A 17,015-nucleotide genomic window follows, 5' to 3' on the forward strand; every position below is an offset into this window, starting at 1 on the left:
GCACTCTACCGTGTGTCATTACGACAGTGATTATACAATGTCGTCGAAAGGAGTTTGACCATTGCACAAGACACTTGCAGTGTATGTACACTGTCGGTCTCAGAAAGCTCTATTATTAAGTCTTTCCGATCATCAAAGATTATCATTTCTCTCTACCGTCTTCACAAGGATTACTCCTTCGGGAGAGAAGATTTTGAGAAGTGTATTGCAAAAAAACTTCCCCTTTTCCACATAATATATCGCTATACGCCCATCTAAAACAAAGGTAGCAAAAAGAATGATAATAAGAGAATGGATAGCAAGTCTTCTTCTGTTCATTCTCTTCAAACTATTGTTTTTGTCAAATTATTTGCTACCTTTGCACTTGGATTTGAAATATCTTATGCGGAAATAGCTCAGTTGGTAGAGCATAACCTTGCCAAGGTTAGGGTCGCGAGTTCGAGTCTCGTTTTCCGCTCTCGGGTTTGGCTCTCCTATCTTATCATTAGATGGGGGAGTTTTTTTGTCAAATAGAGTTTCTACATACAAGTATAGAGAACCTGTCCCTCTTGCTCGCTCAATAGTTCTGAAGAAAAAATATTGAAAAAGAATCTCTTGTTGGCTATTACCTCCTCTTATACTATCGGGAATGATTTCTCCACGATGTAGCCTTATCTTAACCCCCTCTATTTCTATCTTTCATAACCATTATAGCTTTTCATCGTAACCCTTAACCCTTTTGAGCAAAAAGGTCTGTGCTAAGTCTCGAAAGGATTAACCCTTTGTTTTTCCTCCTACAATGGGAACTGTTGTACACTGCCCTATTTAGCGCATTACTGCCTGCATACAGGCTGGTTATCTACTTGTGTATACTCTCTTTCTTATCATTATCAGTGATTTATAGTTATGGTTAATTGCAAAGTCTCATAAAAGTTCACGCAATCGCCTCAAGGCAAAGGAAACACTCACAAATACCTAACCCGAACAAAACATCGGCGACAACTATAACGAACAGATAGCAAATAAAGCCTCTAAAAGCTATTTCAACAACTCTTTAGATTGTTCTTGCAGGGTTATCCCCACCTTCTGTATTTTCATCGTACTATCCCCTACAAGCCAAAAGGAGAGAGGTTTTCTCTAAGAGAAAAAGCCTAATTTTGTTACCATAATATTGAAATAACTCCGTTTCCTTAATATGTTGGATGAGAAAAGTTTAGCACAAGCCATCAATACACCTCTATTTCACCTCATCGGAGAGGCTGCTGACGAATTGGGAGTTGAAGCCTATGTGGTGGGGGGGTATGTACGAGACCTAATACTGAATCGTCCCTCCTACGATATTGATGTGGTTTCAGTGGGGAGAGGGATTGACCTTGCTCGTGCTTTCGCCAAAAAGTGGGGCAGAGGAGCGCACCTTTCCGTATTTGCCAACTTTGGTACTGCACAGGTCAAGAAAGGAGGTAAAGAAATTGAGTTTGTCGGGGCAAGAAAAGAAAGCTATCGTAAGGATAGCCGTAAACCCATTGTAGAAGACGGCACACTTGAAGAAGATCAAGAGCGTAGAGACTTTACTATAAATGCTATGGCTCTCTGTCTAAATAAAGAACGCTATGGAGAGCTGGTAGACCCTTTCTATGGCATTGAAGATTTGGAAGACTGCCTCCTGCGCACCCCCTTAGACCCCAGCATCACGTTCAGCGATGACCCGCTGCGTATGCTACGTGCTATTCGCTTTGCGGCACAATTGGGCTTTTTCCTCCACGAAGAAACTTTTGAGGCTATCGAACATAATGTAGAGCGTATTTCCATCGTATCTGGCGAGCGTATTATGATTGAATTGAATAAAATCATGGCGTCTCCACGACCCTCCATAGGGTTGGAACTTTTAGAGCAAACGGGGCTTATGAAAGTAATTCTACCAGAGTTACTGGCTCTAAAAGGAGCAGAAACGAAAGATGGTATCGGACATAAAGACAATCTGACGCACACCTACCGAGTAGTGGATAATCTTGCTATGAAGAGTGACCACCTATACTTACGGTGGGCAGCTCTCTTGCACGACATTGCCAAGCCTATAACGAAACGTTTTGACCCTAAATTGGGCTGGACTTTTCACAATCACAATATCGTGGGGGCAAAGATGGTTCCTCGTATTTTCAAACGTCTTAAACTCCCTATGGATGGCAACATGAAGTACGTCGCTAAAATGGTAGACCTCCATATGCGCCCTTCTACGCTGGTAGATGAGGGAGTGAGCGACTCTGCCATACGACGCTTACTATTCGAGCTGGCGATGATATAGATGATTTGATGCTATTGGTAGAGGCTGATATTACGAGCAAAAACCCTCAACGAGTAAAGCGTTATTTAGATAATTATGTTATAGTACGCCGAAAATTGAAAGAAATTGAAGAGAAAGATCGCATCCGCAACTTCCAACCTCCTATATCCGGAGAGGAGATCATGGAACTTTTTGCTCTCCCCCCCTCACGCATTGTGGGTACACTTAAAGAGTCTATCAAAAATGCCATCTTGGATGGTGTTATTCCCAACGAATATGAAGCAGCCTTCCAATATCTCAAAGATAAGGCAAGTAGTATGGGGCTTGCTTGTAAGGATACCCAAAAGTGAGTAAAAAGAGGTGAGCTTTTGACAGTTTTTTGTATATTAGCCCCCAAAAAACAACATATAATATCAAAAGTTATGAGACACACAGAAGACCACAAACATCCTACCTCTTGTAGCTCTACCCATGAGCATGAGGCACACAAGCATTGCCACCATCACGAACATACTCATGAGCATGGAGTGCATGAGCATCATCACCACCATGGGCATAGTCACATTTTAGGACATCACCATCATGGGGCAGAGGGCAATATCAAGATGGCTTTCTGGCTCAACTTGGCATTTGCGCTTTTTGAACTTATTGGAGGTTTTTTTACACAAAGTATAGCTATCCTTTCGGATGCTCTACACGACTTTGGCGATGCGCTTTCCTTAGGTGTGGCATGGTACCTACAACGATTGAGTGGCAAGGGGCGTGATGCGCGCTTTAGCTATGGCTACAAACGCTTTTCTCTCCTTGGAGCCCTCTTCATCTCCACAGTGTTGTTGGTCGGCTCTCTATTCGTTATCACAGCAGCCATACAAAGACTCTCTGATCCTGGTGAACCCAAGGCGGGGTGGATGATTGTTATAGCTGTGGTGGGGCTTGCAGTCAATGGAGTAGCTGCACTACGAGTAAGCAAGGGAAGTAGCCTTAACGAGAGGGCTGTGATGCTACATCTATTGGAAGACGTATTAGGTTGGGTCGCAGTACTTGTGGTAAGTATTGTAATGAATTTTGTAAACTTGCCTATCTTAGATCCTATCCTCTCAATTGCTATCTCCTGTTGGGTACTTTTCAATGTAGTTCGTACCCTATTGAGTACCTTCAAAGTTCTTCTTCAGGGAGTGCCTGCCAACATCTCTTTGCATGATATTGAGGGACGACTTACTACCCTGCCCGAAGTCGTTTCTATGCATGACTTACACCTTTGGAGTGTAGATGCGAGTGGCACGTACTAACGATTCATGTGGTGTACAATACTACCCTCTGCAACTCTGCCCAAGAGGTTTTGGCTCTTAAAGAGCGTATTCGTCAAGAGATTACCGCCTGCGGAGTACAGCATGCTACCATAGAAATGGATGCTCCCGATACCGATTGCGGTATGACCTCTTGCTGTCAATAAATCTTACCTATATGACGCAATTACCTATCCCACAGGAAGAAGAGGAAGAGGTTTTCGACTTTGCCTCACATCGTTTCAACGCCAGCCACTACTCATTAGGGCGCGTCATCCCCTTCTTTCCGTGGGATGCCCTTTTTCGCCACCTCGATATGGAGGGCGAATACCCAGCACTACTTTACACGAACGAGGAGGCAGAGCAGATTTTCGAGTCGCTCTCCGAAGCCCTCTCTTCGCTGGTTTTAGAGCCGAACATCGAACTAAGCATTTCGCTGGACTATACAGAGGCGACTACCCCATCGGGGCAAGAGCAACTGATGGGTGTCCTACAAATTGAATGGGAGGATAGTAGCCGTTGGAGAGATGAACTCTCTGACATTATGGAGTATGATAAACTGATGCCTTTCCTTATCGAAGCAGTGGTACGCCACATTATCTGCGAAGAGGGATACGGACAGCCTTTAACGCCTCAACTTGAGGAGTACACGGCTATGCAAGAGGGAGAGAAGTATCGTGTCAAAACTCTATATCATTTGCTCTCTCCCTATCTTGATTTTAAGATTAATGGAAGGGTAGAGTGTTAAATCAATCTTCTAAATGGCCAAAACGTCCCTGATTAACATCATCAAAAGCCTGTAGTACCTCCTGTTTACTATTCATAACAAAAGGACCATAGGCTACAATCGGTTCATTTAGGGGCTCTCCACTCATTACAAGTACTATAGTATCAGGTTCAAGGGCTCGGAGGGTAAAAAGCTCACCCTCGTTTTCAAATTTGAGCAGATTATCGGTAGGCACATCGTACTCCTCTACCTTTATGCTGCCCTTCACAACCAGCAAAGCCGTATTGTAGTGGGCAGGAAAAGAGAACTCTACTTCGGCTCCCTCTTGCAGTTTAGCATTCATCAAATGAATAGGCGAGTGGGTTTTAGCTATCCCTTCTATACCTTGGAAAGAACCTGCGATAACTTCCACAAACCCTCCTCCATTAGCGAGGGGTACTTTAGGAATATCTTTATTGGAAAGAGCTTGGTATCTGGGGGCTGACATTTTATCCTTTCGAGGCAAATTGGTCCAAAGTTGCACCATTTGAAAAGTACCTCCTCTTTGCGCCCATTCTTTGGCATGATACTCTTTGTGGAGAACTCCACGAGCAGCCGTCATCCACTGCACATCTCCCCTTCCTATCACACCTCTATGCCCCGTGCTATCATGGTGTTCAACCATACCTTCGTAGGCAATGGTTACTGTTTCAAAACCTCTGTGGGGATGCACCCCAACTCCTCCAGGAACAGCGCTGGGAGGTACTTCCATCTTGGCATTATAATCCAAAAGGAGGAAAGGTCCATCTCCTGCATAGAGAGTCCATAGACAGAAGGCACAAAGTTGTGTACCCGAAACCCATCTCCTACCCAATGAGAAGACTGTGGGTAAGTAACGAAAGCAATCTTCTTGTTTGTCATAACACTAATACTTTTGTTTTAATTGTACAACAAAAATAGCTCGACAAAAGAAGGTGTACATTGATCTATATTAAGAGTTTCGAGGGGGAGTATAGTGCCTCTCGGCAAGCTCCCGACGAATACGGCTCAAGCTCTCAGGAGTAATGCCGAGATAGGAAGCTATCATCAGTTGAGGTACGCGCGACATAATCTCCGGATAAGTTTGAGTAAAATAGAGGTAACGCTCTTCGGCAGAATCGCTTTGTAAAGAGGTTATGCGTCGTTGCAAGACTTGAATGTGTTCATAGAGAAGATTTTTAGTAAAGTTGTCAAAGGAAGAATCTTCTGCTATCAGGTGTTGAACTTCATCTTCATCTAAGAGGAGTATTCTGGAGGGTTCTATTGTCTCTATGAAATAGTCTGATGGTTGATTAAAAAAGATGCTATTCACATTCATTAAAAACCAACCTTCGATGGCAAAATGCAACAGATGTTCTCGCCCCTTCTCATCTATAGAATACTCTCGAACAGCTCCTTGTTCTATAAAAAAACGATGTTTACAGAGCTGACCCGGAGTAAGTAGAAACTCGCCTTTTTTCGGCATTAACACCTTGCTACGCTTAAACAATTGCTCCATTTGTTCGTTCGAGAGCTTAGTAGAGGAGCGTAAATATTCACTAAATAGGTATTCTTTCATCTCCTATCTTCTCATAATAATCCTATAAAGAACAAAGGTAAAGAAAGGAAACAAAGAAGAGACTCTTGCTTTACACTACACTCGCTACATTATTGTACAACGCTCTCTATTGATAAAGGGTATAATGGTTAGAAGCAAAAAGATTAACCCTTTTGATCATTTGCACAGAGGGTTTTACCAATTTGCATTAATGGTTCTAATTACAATGGTAGAAAACAATCTCTGCTCCCATCGTTCCCTTGAATCTTGGAAAAAGCAGTAAATTATTTTGGACAAGCCTTCTTTGGGTTAAAATATCGTACCTTTGCCTCATATAGGGCATAGGGTATGACCCGACTACGTTAATGTAGCCTATATTTTAGATAAATTATTTCCATTATTATCTTCATCGTATGAGCCGTAAGCCTCTCGTTTTAGCGCTCCTTTGGAGCCTTCTTTTTTTAGGGTTAAACCTCTCTTGTGGTCGTAACCACTTTATCAAAGATAAGGATATAAGAGAGCGTGTAACAGAAGACTTTCGTCAGAGAGACTCTCTTTTGGGAGGGCAACTATCACAACAATTTCAGTTTGCTGAAGAAACTCCCACCCAAGAAGAACTCGAAGCCTTGGAGTTTCTCTACGCTTATATGCCCCTGTCTGACATTATAGATTATAGCGCATATGATCATCTATATGATGTACGTGCTAGTTTTCAGGCTCGCAAGGAGTTACCTTGGGGCAAACTTGTACCAGAAAGAGAGTTTTTACACTTCGTACTCCCTCAAAGAGTCAATAACGAAAATTTAGATGGAGCACGCCCTCTTTTCTATAAGGAGCTTAAAGAACGAGTAGAGGGACTTTCTATGCGTGAGGCTGCTCTGGAGGTAAACCATTGGTGTCATGAGTGGGTAACTTATGCTCCAGTGATGCTCGCACACGCTCTCCTCTGGCCACGAAACGTAATGCCTTAGGACGTTGTGGCGAGGAGTCTACCTTTACTGTTGCAGCCCTACGTGCAGTAGGTATTCCTGCTCGACAAGTTTATACCCCTCGTTGGGCACATACCGATGACAATCATGCTTGGGTAGAAGCATGGATTGAGGGTAAGTGGTATTTCTTAGGAGCTTGCGAGCCTGCTGCCGACTTAAATATAGCTTGGTTTAACTCTTCCGTTGTACGTGCCATGTTGGTACATACGAAAGTATTCGGCTACTACGATGGTCCCGAAGAGGTGCTTGTCCGCACGCCCAACTACACTGAAATCAACTGTATAGATAACTACATAACCACTCGCAAAGCAGAAGTACGAGTAGTTGATCAAGAGGGGAATGCTGTGCCCAACGCCACCATACGCTACTGTATATATAACTATTCGGAATTTTTCCCCGTGGCTAAATTAGAAAGCGATGCAGAGGGAGGAGCCTCTCTATCGGTTGGTTATGGAGATATGCTCATCTGGGCAAGTAAGGGAGATAAAATGGGCTATGTACTCTCTAAATCTGACCAAAAAGAGCCTTTGACAATCACTCTTGGTGCTTTCGAAGAGTTACCTATTGCAGCAGAGTTCTCTATTATTCCTCCAAAAGGAGAACCTCTACCCTCAACTGCTTCTGAAGAAGCTATTGCCTTCAATGACAAACGACTTGCAGAGGAGGACTCTATACGAAAAGCTTATGAAGCAACCTTTGCTCTTAGCGATGAACAGCGTGCCACCTGTGCCACTTGGGGATTGCCCCAAAAAGAGTTGGATGCACTCTTCTCTACGGCAAGAGCTAATGCGCAGACCCTTTACGACTTTTTGTCTCAAGAGGGGAATAAGGAGTTAGCCTTTGCTTTCTTACAAACACTCGGCACCAAAGATTTAAGCGATATAAAGCCAGCCCTACTACGGGAGTTTTTTGAACAAGTACCACAAGGGGCTACCTCTTTCGAGCTACAATATCTCTACAATCCTCGTATTCAATATGAAGAGCTGTCGCATTGGCAAAAGGCATTGGCACTCTTCGATGGAGTACCCAGTGATCCTCAAACAATCTTCGATGTTTTGGTCCAAAAAGTAGTGGTAGAAGAGAAACAGAATACCAATGGGGCACCGATCTCTCCTGCAGGAGTCCTCGCCTTGGGATATTCAGACACACGCTCTCTAAAGATAGCCTATGTAGCAGCACTGCGTACTAAGGGTATCCCTGCGCGTATCAATCCCACTACAAGAGCAGTCGAATACTCTCTCGATAAGGGAGCTAATTGGCATAGAGTAGACTTCGAAACACAGAGTATTACCCTACCTAAAAAGGGGAAACTTGACCTTATGCGTCATACGGACACGACTATTGAACCGAAGTATTATAGCCATTTTTCTGTGGCGCGGGTAGACAATACTACATCATTCCCTACTACTATTTATTATGACGAAGAGGGTGCTACCGAACTAAGCAACCTTTTTGCCCAGCCACGAGAAGTAGAGGAGGGTAACTACTTGGTTGTTTCGGGTACTCGCATGGCTTCGGGTACGGTATTGGCACATATAGAAACTTTGAAAATCGCCGAAAAAGAGACCACAAAGCATACTGTAAAAATACCCTCTGATCCCGATGATGTATCGGTTATCGGTTCTATAAATGCCGAAGCGACCTACCTCTCTGTACCCTCTATGGAGCCTACCTCTATCATATCAACAACGGGGAGAGGCTATTTTGTATTGGCTATTCTCAAACGAGGTACAGAACCGACTAACCATGCGCTTAAAGATTTGGAGCGTGTGCAGGCACAACTTAATGCTTGGGGACGCCCTTTCTTGCTCCTCTTCTCCAACGAAAGCGAGTACAACGGATACAAAGCAGAAGAGTTCCCCGCGCTACCTAATTTATTAAGCTACGGTATAGATGCTAATGGAGCTATCGAAAAGATGGTTCGAGAGGCTGTGAATAGTACTTCTAAAGACCTACCTTTAGTCGTTGTAGCTGATTCTTTCGGGCGCGTTGTGTTTGTTCGACAGGGCTATACCATCAGTTTAGGCGAGCAAATCCTCTCTATTCTACCTAAGTTGTAAGCCTAATTTTTCACTTTCAAAGATAGATGCTTTCTATGCGTTCTGTTATAGCAGTGGTTGCGGGTGGATATTCGGGAGAATACGAAGTTTCTCTACGTAGTGCCGCCAACATTATGCGTTCGATAGACCAAGCCCTCTTCGAACCCTACTTAGTATTGATAGGCAAAAAGGCTTGGCAAGTACGAATAGGGGATAGCTATTACCCCATAGATAAGAATGACTTCTCTTTTGAAGAAGAGGGGGTAAAACGTCGCTTCTCTTACGCCTTTATAACACTACATGGTACTCCGGGAGAAAATGGACTTTTGCAAGGGTATCTGGATATGTTGCAAATACCCTACAACACAGGAGGGGTACTCACCGAAGCTCTTACCTTCGATAAATATTGTTGCAATCGTTACCTCTCTACTTTTGGCATTCGTACAGCTCAATCTGTACGTCTATTGGCGAGAGAAGTGTACGATATAGAGTCCATTGCCCGAGAGATTACACTACCCTGCTTTGTTAAACCCAATGTAGGAGGTTCCAGTATAGCCACCAGTAAGGTAACAGATAAAGAACAGCTTCAGCCAGCTATAGAGCGAGCCTTTCAAGAGGCCCCTGAAGTCATGGTAGAGCGTATGATAGTAGGCACGGAAGTAACTTGTGGATGTTATATAGTCGGAGGAATTGCCCATGCCCTTCCTGTTACAGAAGTAGTAGTACACGATGTAGAGTTTTTCGACTACGAAGCAAAGTATTTGGGCAAAAGTGATGAGATAACGCCAGCTCGTATTCCTGATGAACAAACTCAGCAAATACAACAACTTACCAAAGATATAGCACGCTATATCCAAGCTAATGGTATCATTCGTGTCGATTATATTATCGAAGCAGATGGTAGACCGACCCTCTTAGAGGTAAATACAACTCCGGGTATGACCGATGCCAGTTTTATACCACAACAGGTACGAGCTGCCCAAATGGAGCTGAGCAACCTTTTTACAGAAATTATTCAAGATAAACTTCAGAAATGATGGATAATAGCCATTTGACAGCTTCCGTACTGGAGAGCATACGCCCCTATACCGATCAAGAAGTAGAGGCTGCGGCAAAAGCCCTAACGCAAAACCCAGAGTTCAATATGGTACTACGGCTTGCCACTCCAGAGCATGCCGATGCCTTTATTGCAGCTATCCAAGCGGCACGTACCATCAAAGATTTTAAGCTCAATTTTAGCTACAAACTCATAAAAGGGATTGTACAGGGTAACTCTTTCAGTTGCAATATATCGGGTCGCTCTCGGTTAGGTGCAGATGTCCCCTATACATTCATCTCAAACCATCGAGATATTGTGTTGGACTCTGCCCTCCTTAATATATTACTGGTCGATATAGGGTATCGCCTTCCACGTATAGCCATTGGTGATAATCTTCTGGTACGCCCTTGGGTCAAAGACTTGGTACGTCTCAACGACAGCGTTATTGTGCAGCGTTCGCTCCCTCCGAGACAATTCTTGACCTCTGCACAGACATTATCGCAATACATCCGGTTCTCTATACAAGAGGACCAAAGTTCTATGTGGATAGCCCAGAGAGAAGGAAGAGCAAAGGATAGTGATGACCGTACACAAATAGCCCTCCTCAAAATGATAGCCTTATCGGGAGAGGGAGAGGTCATAGACCGTCTTAAGAGTATCAACATAGCCCCCGTGAGCATAAGTTACGAATACGACCCCTGTGACTACCTCAAAGCACGCGAATTATACCTACGTAAACGTAACCCTGAGTACAAGAAACCCGATGGCGAAGATGTACTCAATATGAAAGAGGGGATAATGGGCTATAAAGGGCGCATTCACTTTGCCTTGGGAACACCTCTCAACCAACTCTTAGAAGGTGTAGAGTTGCCTAAAGCGAGTAACGAACAGTTGCAACTCGTAGCGGCAACCATCGACAGAGAGATACATAAGCTCTATCGACTCTACCCAGGCAATTACATTGCCGAAGATTTACTTTCTGAAACGAATACCTATGCTCAAGCGGGGCATTATAGTACTTCAGAGAGAGAGCATTTCGAGAAATATCTTGCTCAACAAATAGATAAGACAGGGCTTCCCGAAGAGGCACACGAAGAGATTAGGGCATGGCTTCTCTTGATGTATGCCAATCCTCTGCGCAATCAGCTCAAAGCCACCGAGGTAAACGTGTAGGTCGGAATAAAGAATTCTTCGGAGATAAATCGCTATTTTTGCAGAGCATTTGTTTTCTCTGCTCTACACTCGATAGAAGAGAGAGGCGATGCTACGACTCTGAAAGGTTTGGCTTCGTAGTTCAACGGATAGAATAGTGGTTTCCTAAACCATAGATTCGGGTTCGATTCCCGACGGAGCTACTTCTCAAAAAGAGACAATCGGTCTCTCCTTGAGCGAACTTAGGATTTTCTCTACAATAGGCTCAAAGAGCATTGTAGTAGCCCCCTTGTTTGCTCTCTTTTATAGTATTTTTAGGCAATGTCATTCTTAGTATTCCGTTGGGGTACTAAGGATTTCTTTTAGTATCTCGACTCCTTGTTGTACGGATGAGACATAGCGAATGCGAGCTACTCTATGCCCTTTCTTACCTTCCTCTATGAGACAGGTCTTGGTGTGTTGAGTGATATAGACCAAAAGCTGGGAGAAAAGTTCCGATTGATAGTAAGCATTGGAAGAGTCTTCGGGTAAGAAAAGATTCATTCCCCCCTTGCGAAGCGTTATTTTGATTAAGCCCAAACGCCGTCCAAGGGAACGTAAAGAGGGCACCCGTATTAGCTCCTCGCCCTCTTGGGGTATTGGCCCAAAACGATCTTTGAGACGCAAACAAAACTGTTCTATGCTCTCCTCGGTAGTTAAACTATCTAATTCTCGATATAGGGTAATACGCTCGGCATCTTGAGGGATATAATCAGGCGGAAAAGAGAGGGCAAGGTCGCTCTCGAAAATTGTATCTAAAGGCTCTTCCAGAGCCTCTTTATCTTCGGTAAATAACTCTGCAAACTCCTCTCTCTTGACTTCTCTAACCGCTTCTTCAAAGACTTTATGATAGGCATCTATACCCATATCGGCTATAAATCCGCTCTGCTCGCTGCCAAATATATTGCCCGCCCCTCGGATATCTAAGTCCTGCATGGCAATACGTAAGCCACTCCCCAAGTCGGAGTACCCTTCTATGGCACGTAATCTTCTTTGAGAAGTGTCGTTCAAAAGCGAAAGGGGTGGAGCAATTAAGTAGCAAAAAGCCTTTCGGGAAGAGCGTCCCACTCGTCCTCTCAGTTGATGCAGACTACTCAACCCATAGTGATGGGCTCTGTCGATTATAATCGTATTGGCATTGGGTATATCAATGCCGTTCTCAATAATAGTGGTTGCAACCAAGACGTCGTACTCATGGCGAGCAAAGTCCAAGATAAGCTCTTCTAAGTCGGAGGGTTGCATCCGTCCATGCCCTACAGCCACTCGACATTTCGGTACATTACGACGTATCATAGCGGCAATGTCCTCAATGTCCTCTATGCGGTTGTGTACATAGTACACCTGTCCTTGACGACTAAGTTCGTAGTTTATCGCCTCGGCTATAATCTCGGTATTGAAATCTATTATCTCTGTATAAATAGGGTATCGGTTAGGTGGAGGCGTAAGTATATTGCTTAGGTCTCTTGTGCCCATTAGAGAGAATTGAAGGGTGCGCGGAATCGGTGTAGCACTCATGGAGAGAGTATCGACATTGACCTGTAACTGGCGTAAAGCCTCCTTGACTTTGACGCCAAACTTCTGTTCTTCATCAACGATGAGTAGACCTAAATCTTTGAATTGTATATTCTTGCCCACCAAACGGTGTGTGCCGATGACAATATCTATCTTTCCCTCTGCCAACTCTGTAAGAAGGTTTTTAGTCTCCTTAGCTGTTCGAGCTCGCGAGAAGTAGGCTATTCGTACAGGGAGGTCTTTGAGTCTTTCGTTAAAAGTGCAGTAGTGCTGATAGGCGAGCAGAGTAGTAGGCACCAAGACAGCTACCTGCTTACTATCGCATACTGCTTTGAAAGCGGCTCTTATGGCGACTTCAGTTTTTCCAAAGCCTACATCTCCACACAGCAAACGGTCCATAGGACGAGCTTGCTCCATATCTCTTTTAACAGCTTCGACTGCTTTTAATTGATCGGGAGTCTCCTCATAAATGAACGAAGCCTCCAGTTCTCGTTGTAGATAGGTGTCGGGCGAAAAAGCGAAGCCCTCCGATTCTTTACGAGCTGCATAGAGTACAATAAGCTCCCGAGCTATATCCTTGATCTTCTTTTTAGTCTTCTCTTTGATGCGTAGCCACGCTCCACTTCCTAATTGGCTCAATTGAGGCTTGCCATCATCCTTAGCCCTATACTTCGAGAGCTTGCGCAGATTGTGTAGGCTCACGAGGATATAATCGTTGTTTCGATACACGATTTTGAGAACTTCTTCCTCTTTCCCCTCTCTCATCATAGTAATCAACCCCGCAAACTGTCCGATGCCGTGATCATAGTGTACGATATAATCGCCGGGGCTAAAGCTATTCAAGTCTTTGATGGTGAGGGAGACTTTTCCCAAACGCACCTTATCGCTCTTGAGTCGATACTTGTGATAACGCTCAAAGAGCTGATGGTCGGTGAGGAAAACCTGACGTGTAACGTGATCTTCAAATCCCTCGTGGAGCGTAATAGAAAGTATGTGAGGGAACAAATCCTCTCGACCCAAATCTCGTAAAATTTCACTCAAACGCTCCGCTTGATTAGCTCCTTCCGAGAGAAAATACACCTTGTATCCCTGTTCTCTATAACGCTCCAATCCCTCTATGAGTAATTCAAAGTTCTTATGAAATAGAGGTTGTAAGACCGTTTGAAAAGCTACTTCGGGCATTGAGGGTAGTGTGCGAGTCGTCCGCAAATGCAGCGTAGAGAAGGATTGCATCTCTTGCTCCAGTTGAGCAACAGGAAGCAATCGAGCTTTCATATCGTAGGTAGAATCGAATCCCTCCCCTCCCTCAACCACCATAGCTTCGGTGTCTTGGAGTAGGAGAAGGCTCTCTATGGCATGGTCATAGTCGGAAAAAACGAGGCGATACGTGGAGGCAAGGAGAGAAAAGAGCGAATGTTTCTGCTCTGTTCCCATTGACGAGAGTTTAGAAACGATACTTACCGTTTCCATTTTTTTCTTGGAGAGTTGGGTTGATGGGTCGAACGTACGGATGCTTTCTATCTCATCGTCGAAGAAATCTAAGCGATAGGGAAAGTCATTGTTATAAGAGTAAATATCTACAATGCTCCCTCTGAAAGCCACTTCGCCCGGTTCATAAACGTAGTCCGTTAGGGTAAATCCCTCCTCGACAAGCCAAGCCCTAAGAACTTTAAGATCGTACTTTTCACCCACGACACAGTGTTGTATGCGCTCTGATAATTGTTCCTTAGCAGGAATAGCCTCTGCCAGAGCCATTGGGTAGGTTATGATAAGCGGTTGCTCCCCATCGCTAAGAGCCGTAACCAATTCTGCACGAAGTACCTCATAACCAGCGTCTACGTGACCATACTTTATGTGTCTTCGATAGGAAGAGGGGAAGAAACAAACCCTCTCTTTAGCTGTCAATTGTACCAAATCACTGTACAAATAGCCTGCCTCTTCTTCATCGTGTGCCACTACGAGTAGAGGTAAAGCTCCCCATTGCTCTTGTTCCCATTCGCCTCCTCTATACAGAGTGGCAAGTAGTGTAGCTACGGCAGAACCCTGCAAGCCCGAACAATGTAGGGCAGGCTCTTGTGTTTTTTCAATACGCTGTATAGCAGACTGCTGAGTCCATCGTGCCCAGTGGCTGTTATTTTTTACACTCTGCTCTTCATCAGTTCTGTGCTGGGGGAATAAGTCGCTCTTTAGCTCGCTCATACTATACAGGATTTGGTGCCCTAAAGTTACGTCTTTCTCAAGAGAATATGTAGTTTGCCCTTTAGGAATGAGCGAGGGGAGGGAATGATTCGATACAAAAAAGACCGCTATTCATCGGTCTTTCAAAAAGTGAAATAGGAGTATAAAGGCTGTACAGCCTACCGAAATTTATTTTTTGAAGAGGGTCAAATAAGCCGTCTTGAGGAGCAATTTGAGGTCTCCCATCATACTCCTGTTCTTGACATACTGCAAGTTCAATTCTATCTTCTTGGGCATTATAACCTCTCTAAAATAGGTTTCGGGGTCTTCTACACTGCCCAAAAGAGCATTTTCGTCTCTAAAATAGATTGAAGCCTCACTGGTTATGCCCGGACGTACCGAAAGAATTGGTTCATATAGTTTGGGGTAAAGCTCTACTTGCTGGCGCACTAATGGACGAGGGCCAACGAGACTCATGTCGCCCTTCAATACATTAATCAGCTGTGGGAGTTCATCTATTTTCATACGGCGCAATACATACCCAGCTTAGTAATACGAGGGTCATTGTCTCCTACGGTAAGAAGCTGGTCTTTACCCCAATCTTGATACTCCATGGAGCGGAATTTATAGAGGATAAAGTCCTTATTGTAACGCCCAACACGAGGTTGACGAAAGAAAACCGTACCCTTGGTATCAAGTTTTATCCAAATAGCAACGATTAAGAATACAGGAGAGAGTAGGATAAGTCCTAATAAGCTGACAATTATATCAAGTAATCTCTTCATTCGGTGTTGTTGGTGCTTATGGGCTCTTTAGGCTCTCTTTTTTCTGTGTGTAAAGGTAGTAAAATAAACCTGCCCTTAAAAATAGCAGGGTAAACTTTTTACCAAAAGGTGGCGCATAGAGCCCTGACTCGTTTTGCAAAATTAAATACTTTGTGTGATAACTAAAGAATTGTAGGTAAGAAATATTCGCTGTGAAGTGCTTTTCTCCTCGCTCCATTGGAACTATTTGTCTCAGTATCCAAAAAACAAGGCTCTAAGAAGTAATAAGCAACACATATTCTCTTTACCTTTGCGTACAAATGAACCCAGAGTTTGACATCAGAAACGAATCGTTTAAGCCTGAAACCGAAGAGCAAATCGAAGCTGCTCTCCGTCCCATTAGCTTTCGTTCTTTCCACGGACAGGAAAAGGTTGTGGAGAACCTTTCCATATTCGTCAAGGCTGCTTCATTGCGAGGCGAGGCCTTAGATCATGTATTACTACACGGTCCTCCCGGGTTGGGTAAGACTACTTTATCCAACATTATCGCTTCGGAGCTTGGGGTAGGTATCAAAATAACGTCGGGCCCTGTGCTCGACAAGCCGGGAGATTTAGCAGGGCTACTCACTTCCTTAGAACCCAAAGATGTGCTTTTTATAGACGAGATACATCGTCTAAGCCCCATTGTGGAAGAATACCTCTACTCCGCAATGGAGGACTTTAGGATAGATATAATGATTGATAAGGGGCCTGGGGCTCGCTCTATCCAAATAGACCTCAATCCATTTACCCTCATCGGTGCTACTACTCGTAGCGGTTTGCTTACTGCTCCTCTAAGGGCACGATTTGGGATAAATATGCACTTAGAGTACTACAACGTGGAGACCATCAAATCCATCGTACTACGCTCTGCCACCATATTGGGAGTGCCGTGCGATGAATCTGCCGCGCTTGAGATAGCCAGCCGTAGCCGAGGTACACCCCGTATAGCCAATGCTTTGTTGCGCCGTGTGCGAGACTTTGCTCAGGTTAAAGGCGATGGTGCAATTGATTTGGAGATTGCCACCTATGCCCTTGAGGCACTCAACATAGATAGTTATGGTCTTGACAATATAGACCATAAATTGTTGGCGACGATAATTGACAAATTTGCAGGAGGGCCTGTGGGGCTAACCACTATAGCGACTGCAATGAGCGAGGATGCTGGTACTATCGAAGAAGTGTACGAGCCTTTCCTTATCAAGGAGGGATTTTTGAAAAGAACTCCGAGGGGGCGTGAGGTTACCGAATTGGCATATCGGCACCTGAACAGACCCTTTGCGGGAGTACCTTTAACACTCTTTCCCGAAGAAGAATAGCCCCTTACTCATAAGGTATAATGGTTTCCGTTCAAAGGGTTAATGCTTAGGATCAAAAGGTATAATGGTTTTTGGAAAAAGGTATAATGGTTTTGAGCTATCGGGGTATAGCTTGCA

The 17,015-nt window shown here is 44.2% G+C and carries 13 protein-coding genes, 2 tRNA genes and 2 pseudogenes; 11 read left to right on the plus strand and 6 right to left on the minus strand.

Annotated elements, in window-relative coordinates:
* Positions 1–132: 132 nt before the first annotated feature.
* On the minus strand, positions 133–318 hold the full coding sequence (locus JCM15907_RS06335; protein ID WP_025843168.1) for a hypothetical protein: 186 nt from the start codon (positions 316–318) through the stop codon (positions 133–135).
* Positions 319–384: 66 nt separating this feature from the next.
* Here JCM15907_RS06335 and JCM15907_RS06340 point away from each other — a divergent pair.
* The 5 genes and pseudogenes from JCM15907_RS06340 to JCM15907_RS06355 all read left to right on the plus strand — a co-directional run bounded on the left by JCM15907_RS06340 (position 385) and on the right by JCM15907_RS06355 (position 4,294).
* Positions 385–457, plus strand: a tRNA-Gly gene (locus tag JCM15907_RS06340).
* Between the two features lie 717 nt (positions 458–1,174).
* Positions 1,175–2,610, plus strand: a pseudogene (locus JCM15907_RS11130) (CCA tRNA nucleotidyltransferase).
* A gap of 72 nt (positions 2,611–2,682) precedes the next feature.
* Positions 2,683–3,549, plus strand: a complete 867-nt coding sequence (locus JCM15907_RS11135) for a cation diffusion facilitator family transporter (protein ID WP_242396826.1) — start codon at positions 2,683–2,685, stop codon at positions 3,547–3,549.
* A complete protein-coding gene (locus tag JCM15907_RS13395; protein ID WP_242396828.1) occupies positions 3,519–3,713 on the plus strand; it encodes a hypothetical protein in 195 nt (64 codons plus the stop codon). The genes JCM15907_RS11135 and JCM15907_RS13395 overlap by 31 nt, the downstream gene beginning before the upstream one ends.
* Before the next feature lie 11 nt (positions 3,714–3,724).
* Positions 3,725–4,294: a hypothetical protein gene (locus JCM15907_RS06355; protein ID WP_025843169.1), complete on the plus strand. Its 570-nt coding sequence runs from the start codon at positions 3,725–3,727 to the stop codon at positions 4,292–4,294.
* 1 nt (position 4,295) lies between these two features.
* Here JCM15907_RS06355 and JCM15907_RS11140 read toward each other — a convergent pair whose 3' ends face one another.
* The 3 genes from JCM15907_RS11140 to JCM15907_RS06365 form a co-directional block, all read right to left on the minus strand.
* Positions 4,296–5,024 (minus strand): pirin family protein, encoded by a 729-nt coding sequence (locus tag JCM15907_RS11140; RefSeq protein ID WP_242396830.1) that lies wholly within the window; start codon positions 5,022–5,024, stop codon positions 4,296–4,298.
* A complete protein-coding gene (locus JCM15907_RS13400) occupies positions 4,955–5,173 on the minus strand; it encodes a hypothetical protein (protein WP_242396832.1) in 219 nt (72 codons plus the stop codon). Before JCM15907_RS13400 ends, JCM15907_RS11140 begins: the two co-directional genes overlap by 70 nt.
* 70 nt (positions 5,174–5,243) lie before the next feature.
* A complete protein-coding gene (locus tag JCM15907_RS06365) occupies positions 5,244–5,849 on the minus strand; it encodes a Crp/Fnr family transcriptional regulator (RefSeq protein ID WP_025843170.1) in 606 nt (201 codons plus the stop codon).
* A gap of 392 nt (positions 5,850–6,241) precedes the next feature.
* Between JCM15907_RS06365 and JCM15907_RS13405 the strand changes: the two genes are divergently transcribed.
* From JCM15907_RS13405 to JCM15907_RS06385, 5 genes are all read left to right on the plus strand, one after another.
* On the plus strand, positions 6,242–6,799 hold the full coding sequence (locus tag JCM15907_RS13405) for a hypothetical protein (RefSeq protein ID WP_242396834.1): 558 nt from the start codon (positions 6,242–6,244) through the stop codon (positions 6,797–6,799).
* Entirely contained in the window at positions 6,733–8,877 is a 2,145-nt protein-coding gene (locus JCM15907_RS11145; RefSeq protein ID WP_242396836.1) for a transglutaminase-like domain-containing protein, read from the plus strand. The genes JCM15907_RS13405 and JCM15907_RS11145 overlap by 67 nt, the downstream gene beginning before the upstream one ends.
* 35 nt (positions 8,878–8,912) lie before the next feature.
* Positions 8,913–9,893: a D-alanine--D-alanine ligase gene (locus JCM15907_RS06375; RefSeq protein ID WP_025843171.1), complete on the plus strand. Its 981-nt coding sequence runs from the start codon at positions 8,913–8,915 to the stop codon at positions 9,891–9,893.
* On the plus strand, positions 9,890–11,068 hold the full coding sequence (locus tag JCM15907_RS06380; RefSeq protein ID WP_051522419.1) for a lysophospholipid acyltransferase family protein: 1,179 nt from the start codon (positions 9,890–9,892) through the stop codon (positions 11,066–11,068). The genes JCM15907_RS06375 and JCM15907_RS06380 overlap by 4 nt, the downstream gene beginning before the upstream one ends.
* Positions 11,069–11,178: 110 nt before the next feature.
* A tRNA-Arg gene (locus tag JCM15907_RS06385) sits at positions 11,179–11,250 on the plus strand.
* Positions 11,251–11,377: 127 nt separating this feature from the next.
* On the opposite strand, the gene mfd is transcribed toward JCM15907_RS06385, so the two are convergent.
* Complete coding sequence (gene mfd, locus JCM15907_RS06390; RefSeq protein ID WP_025843173.1) at positions 11,378–14,797, minus strand: transcription-repair coupling factor; 3,420 nt, start codon at positions 14,795–14,797, stop codon at positions 11,378–11,380.
* A 168-nt stretch (positions 14,798–14,965) separates the two neighbouring features.
* Positions 14,966–15,561, minus strand: a pseudogene (locus JCM15907_RS11150) (sugar transferase).
* A 299-nt stretch (positions 15,562–15,860) separates the two neighbouring features.
* On the opposite strand from JCM15907_RS11150, the gene ruvB reads away from it, so the two are divergent.
* A complete protein-coding gene (ruvB, locus tag JCM15907_RS06405; RefSeq protein ID WP_025843175.1) occupies positions 15,861–16,898 on the plus strand; it encodes a Holliday junction branch migration DNA helicase RuvB in 1,038 nt (345 codons plus the stop codon).
* Positions 16,899–17,015 lie beyond the last annotated feature (117 nt).

Origin of the sequence: Porphyromonas gingivicanis JCM 15907, from assembly GCF_000614585.1 — a bacterium.
In the GTDB taxonomy this organism is placed as follows: domain Bacteria; phylum Bacteroidota; class Bacteroidia; order Bacteroidales; family Porphyromonadaceae; genus Porphyromonas; species Porphyromonas gingivicanis.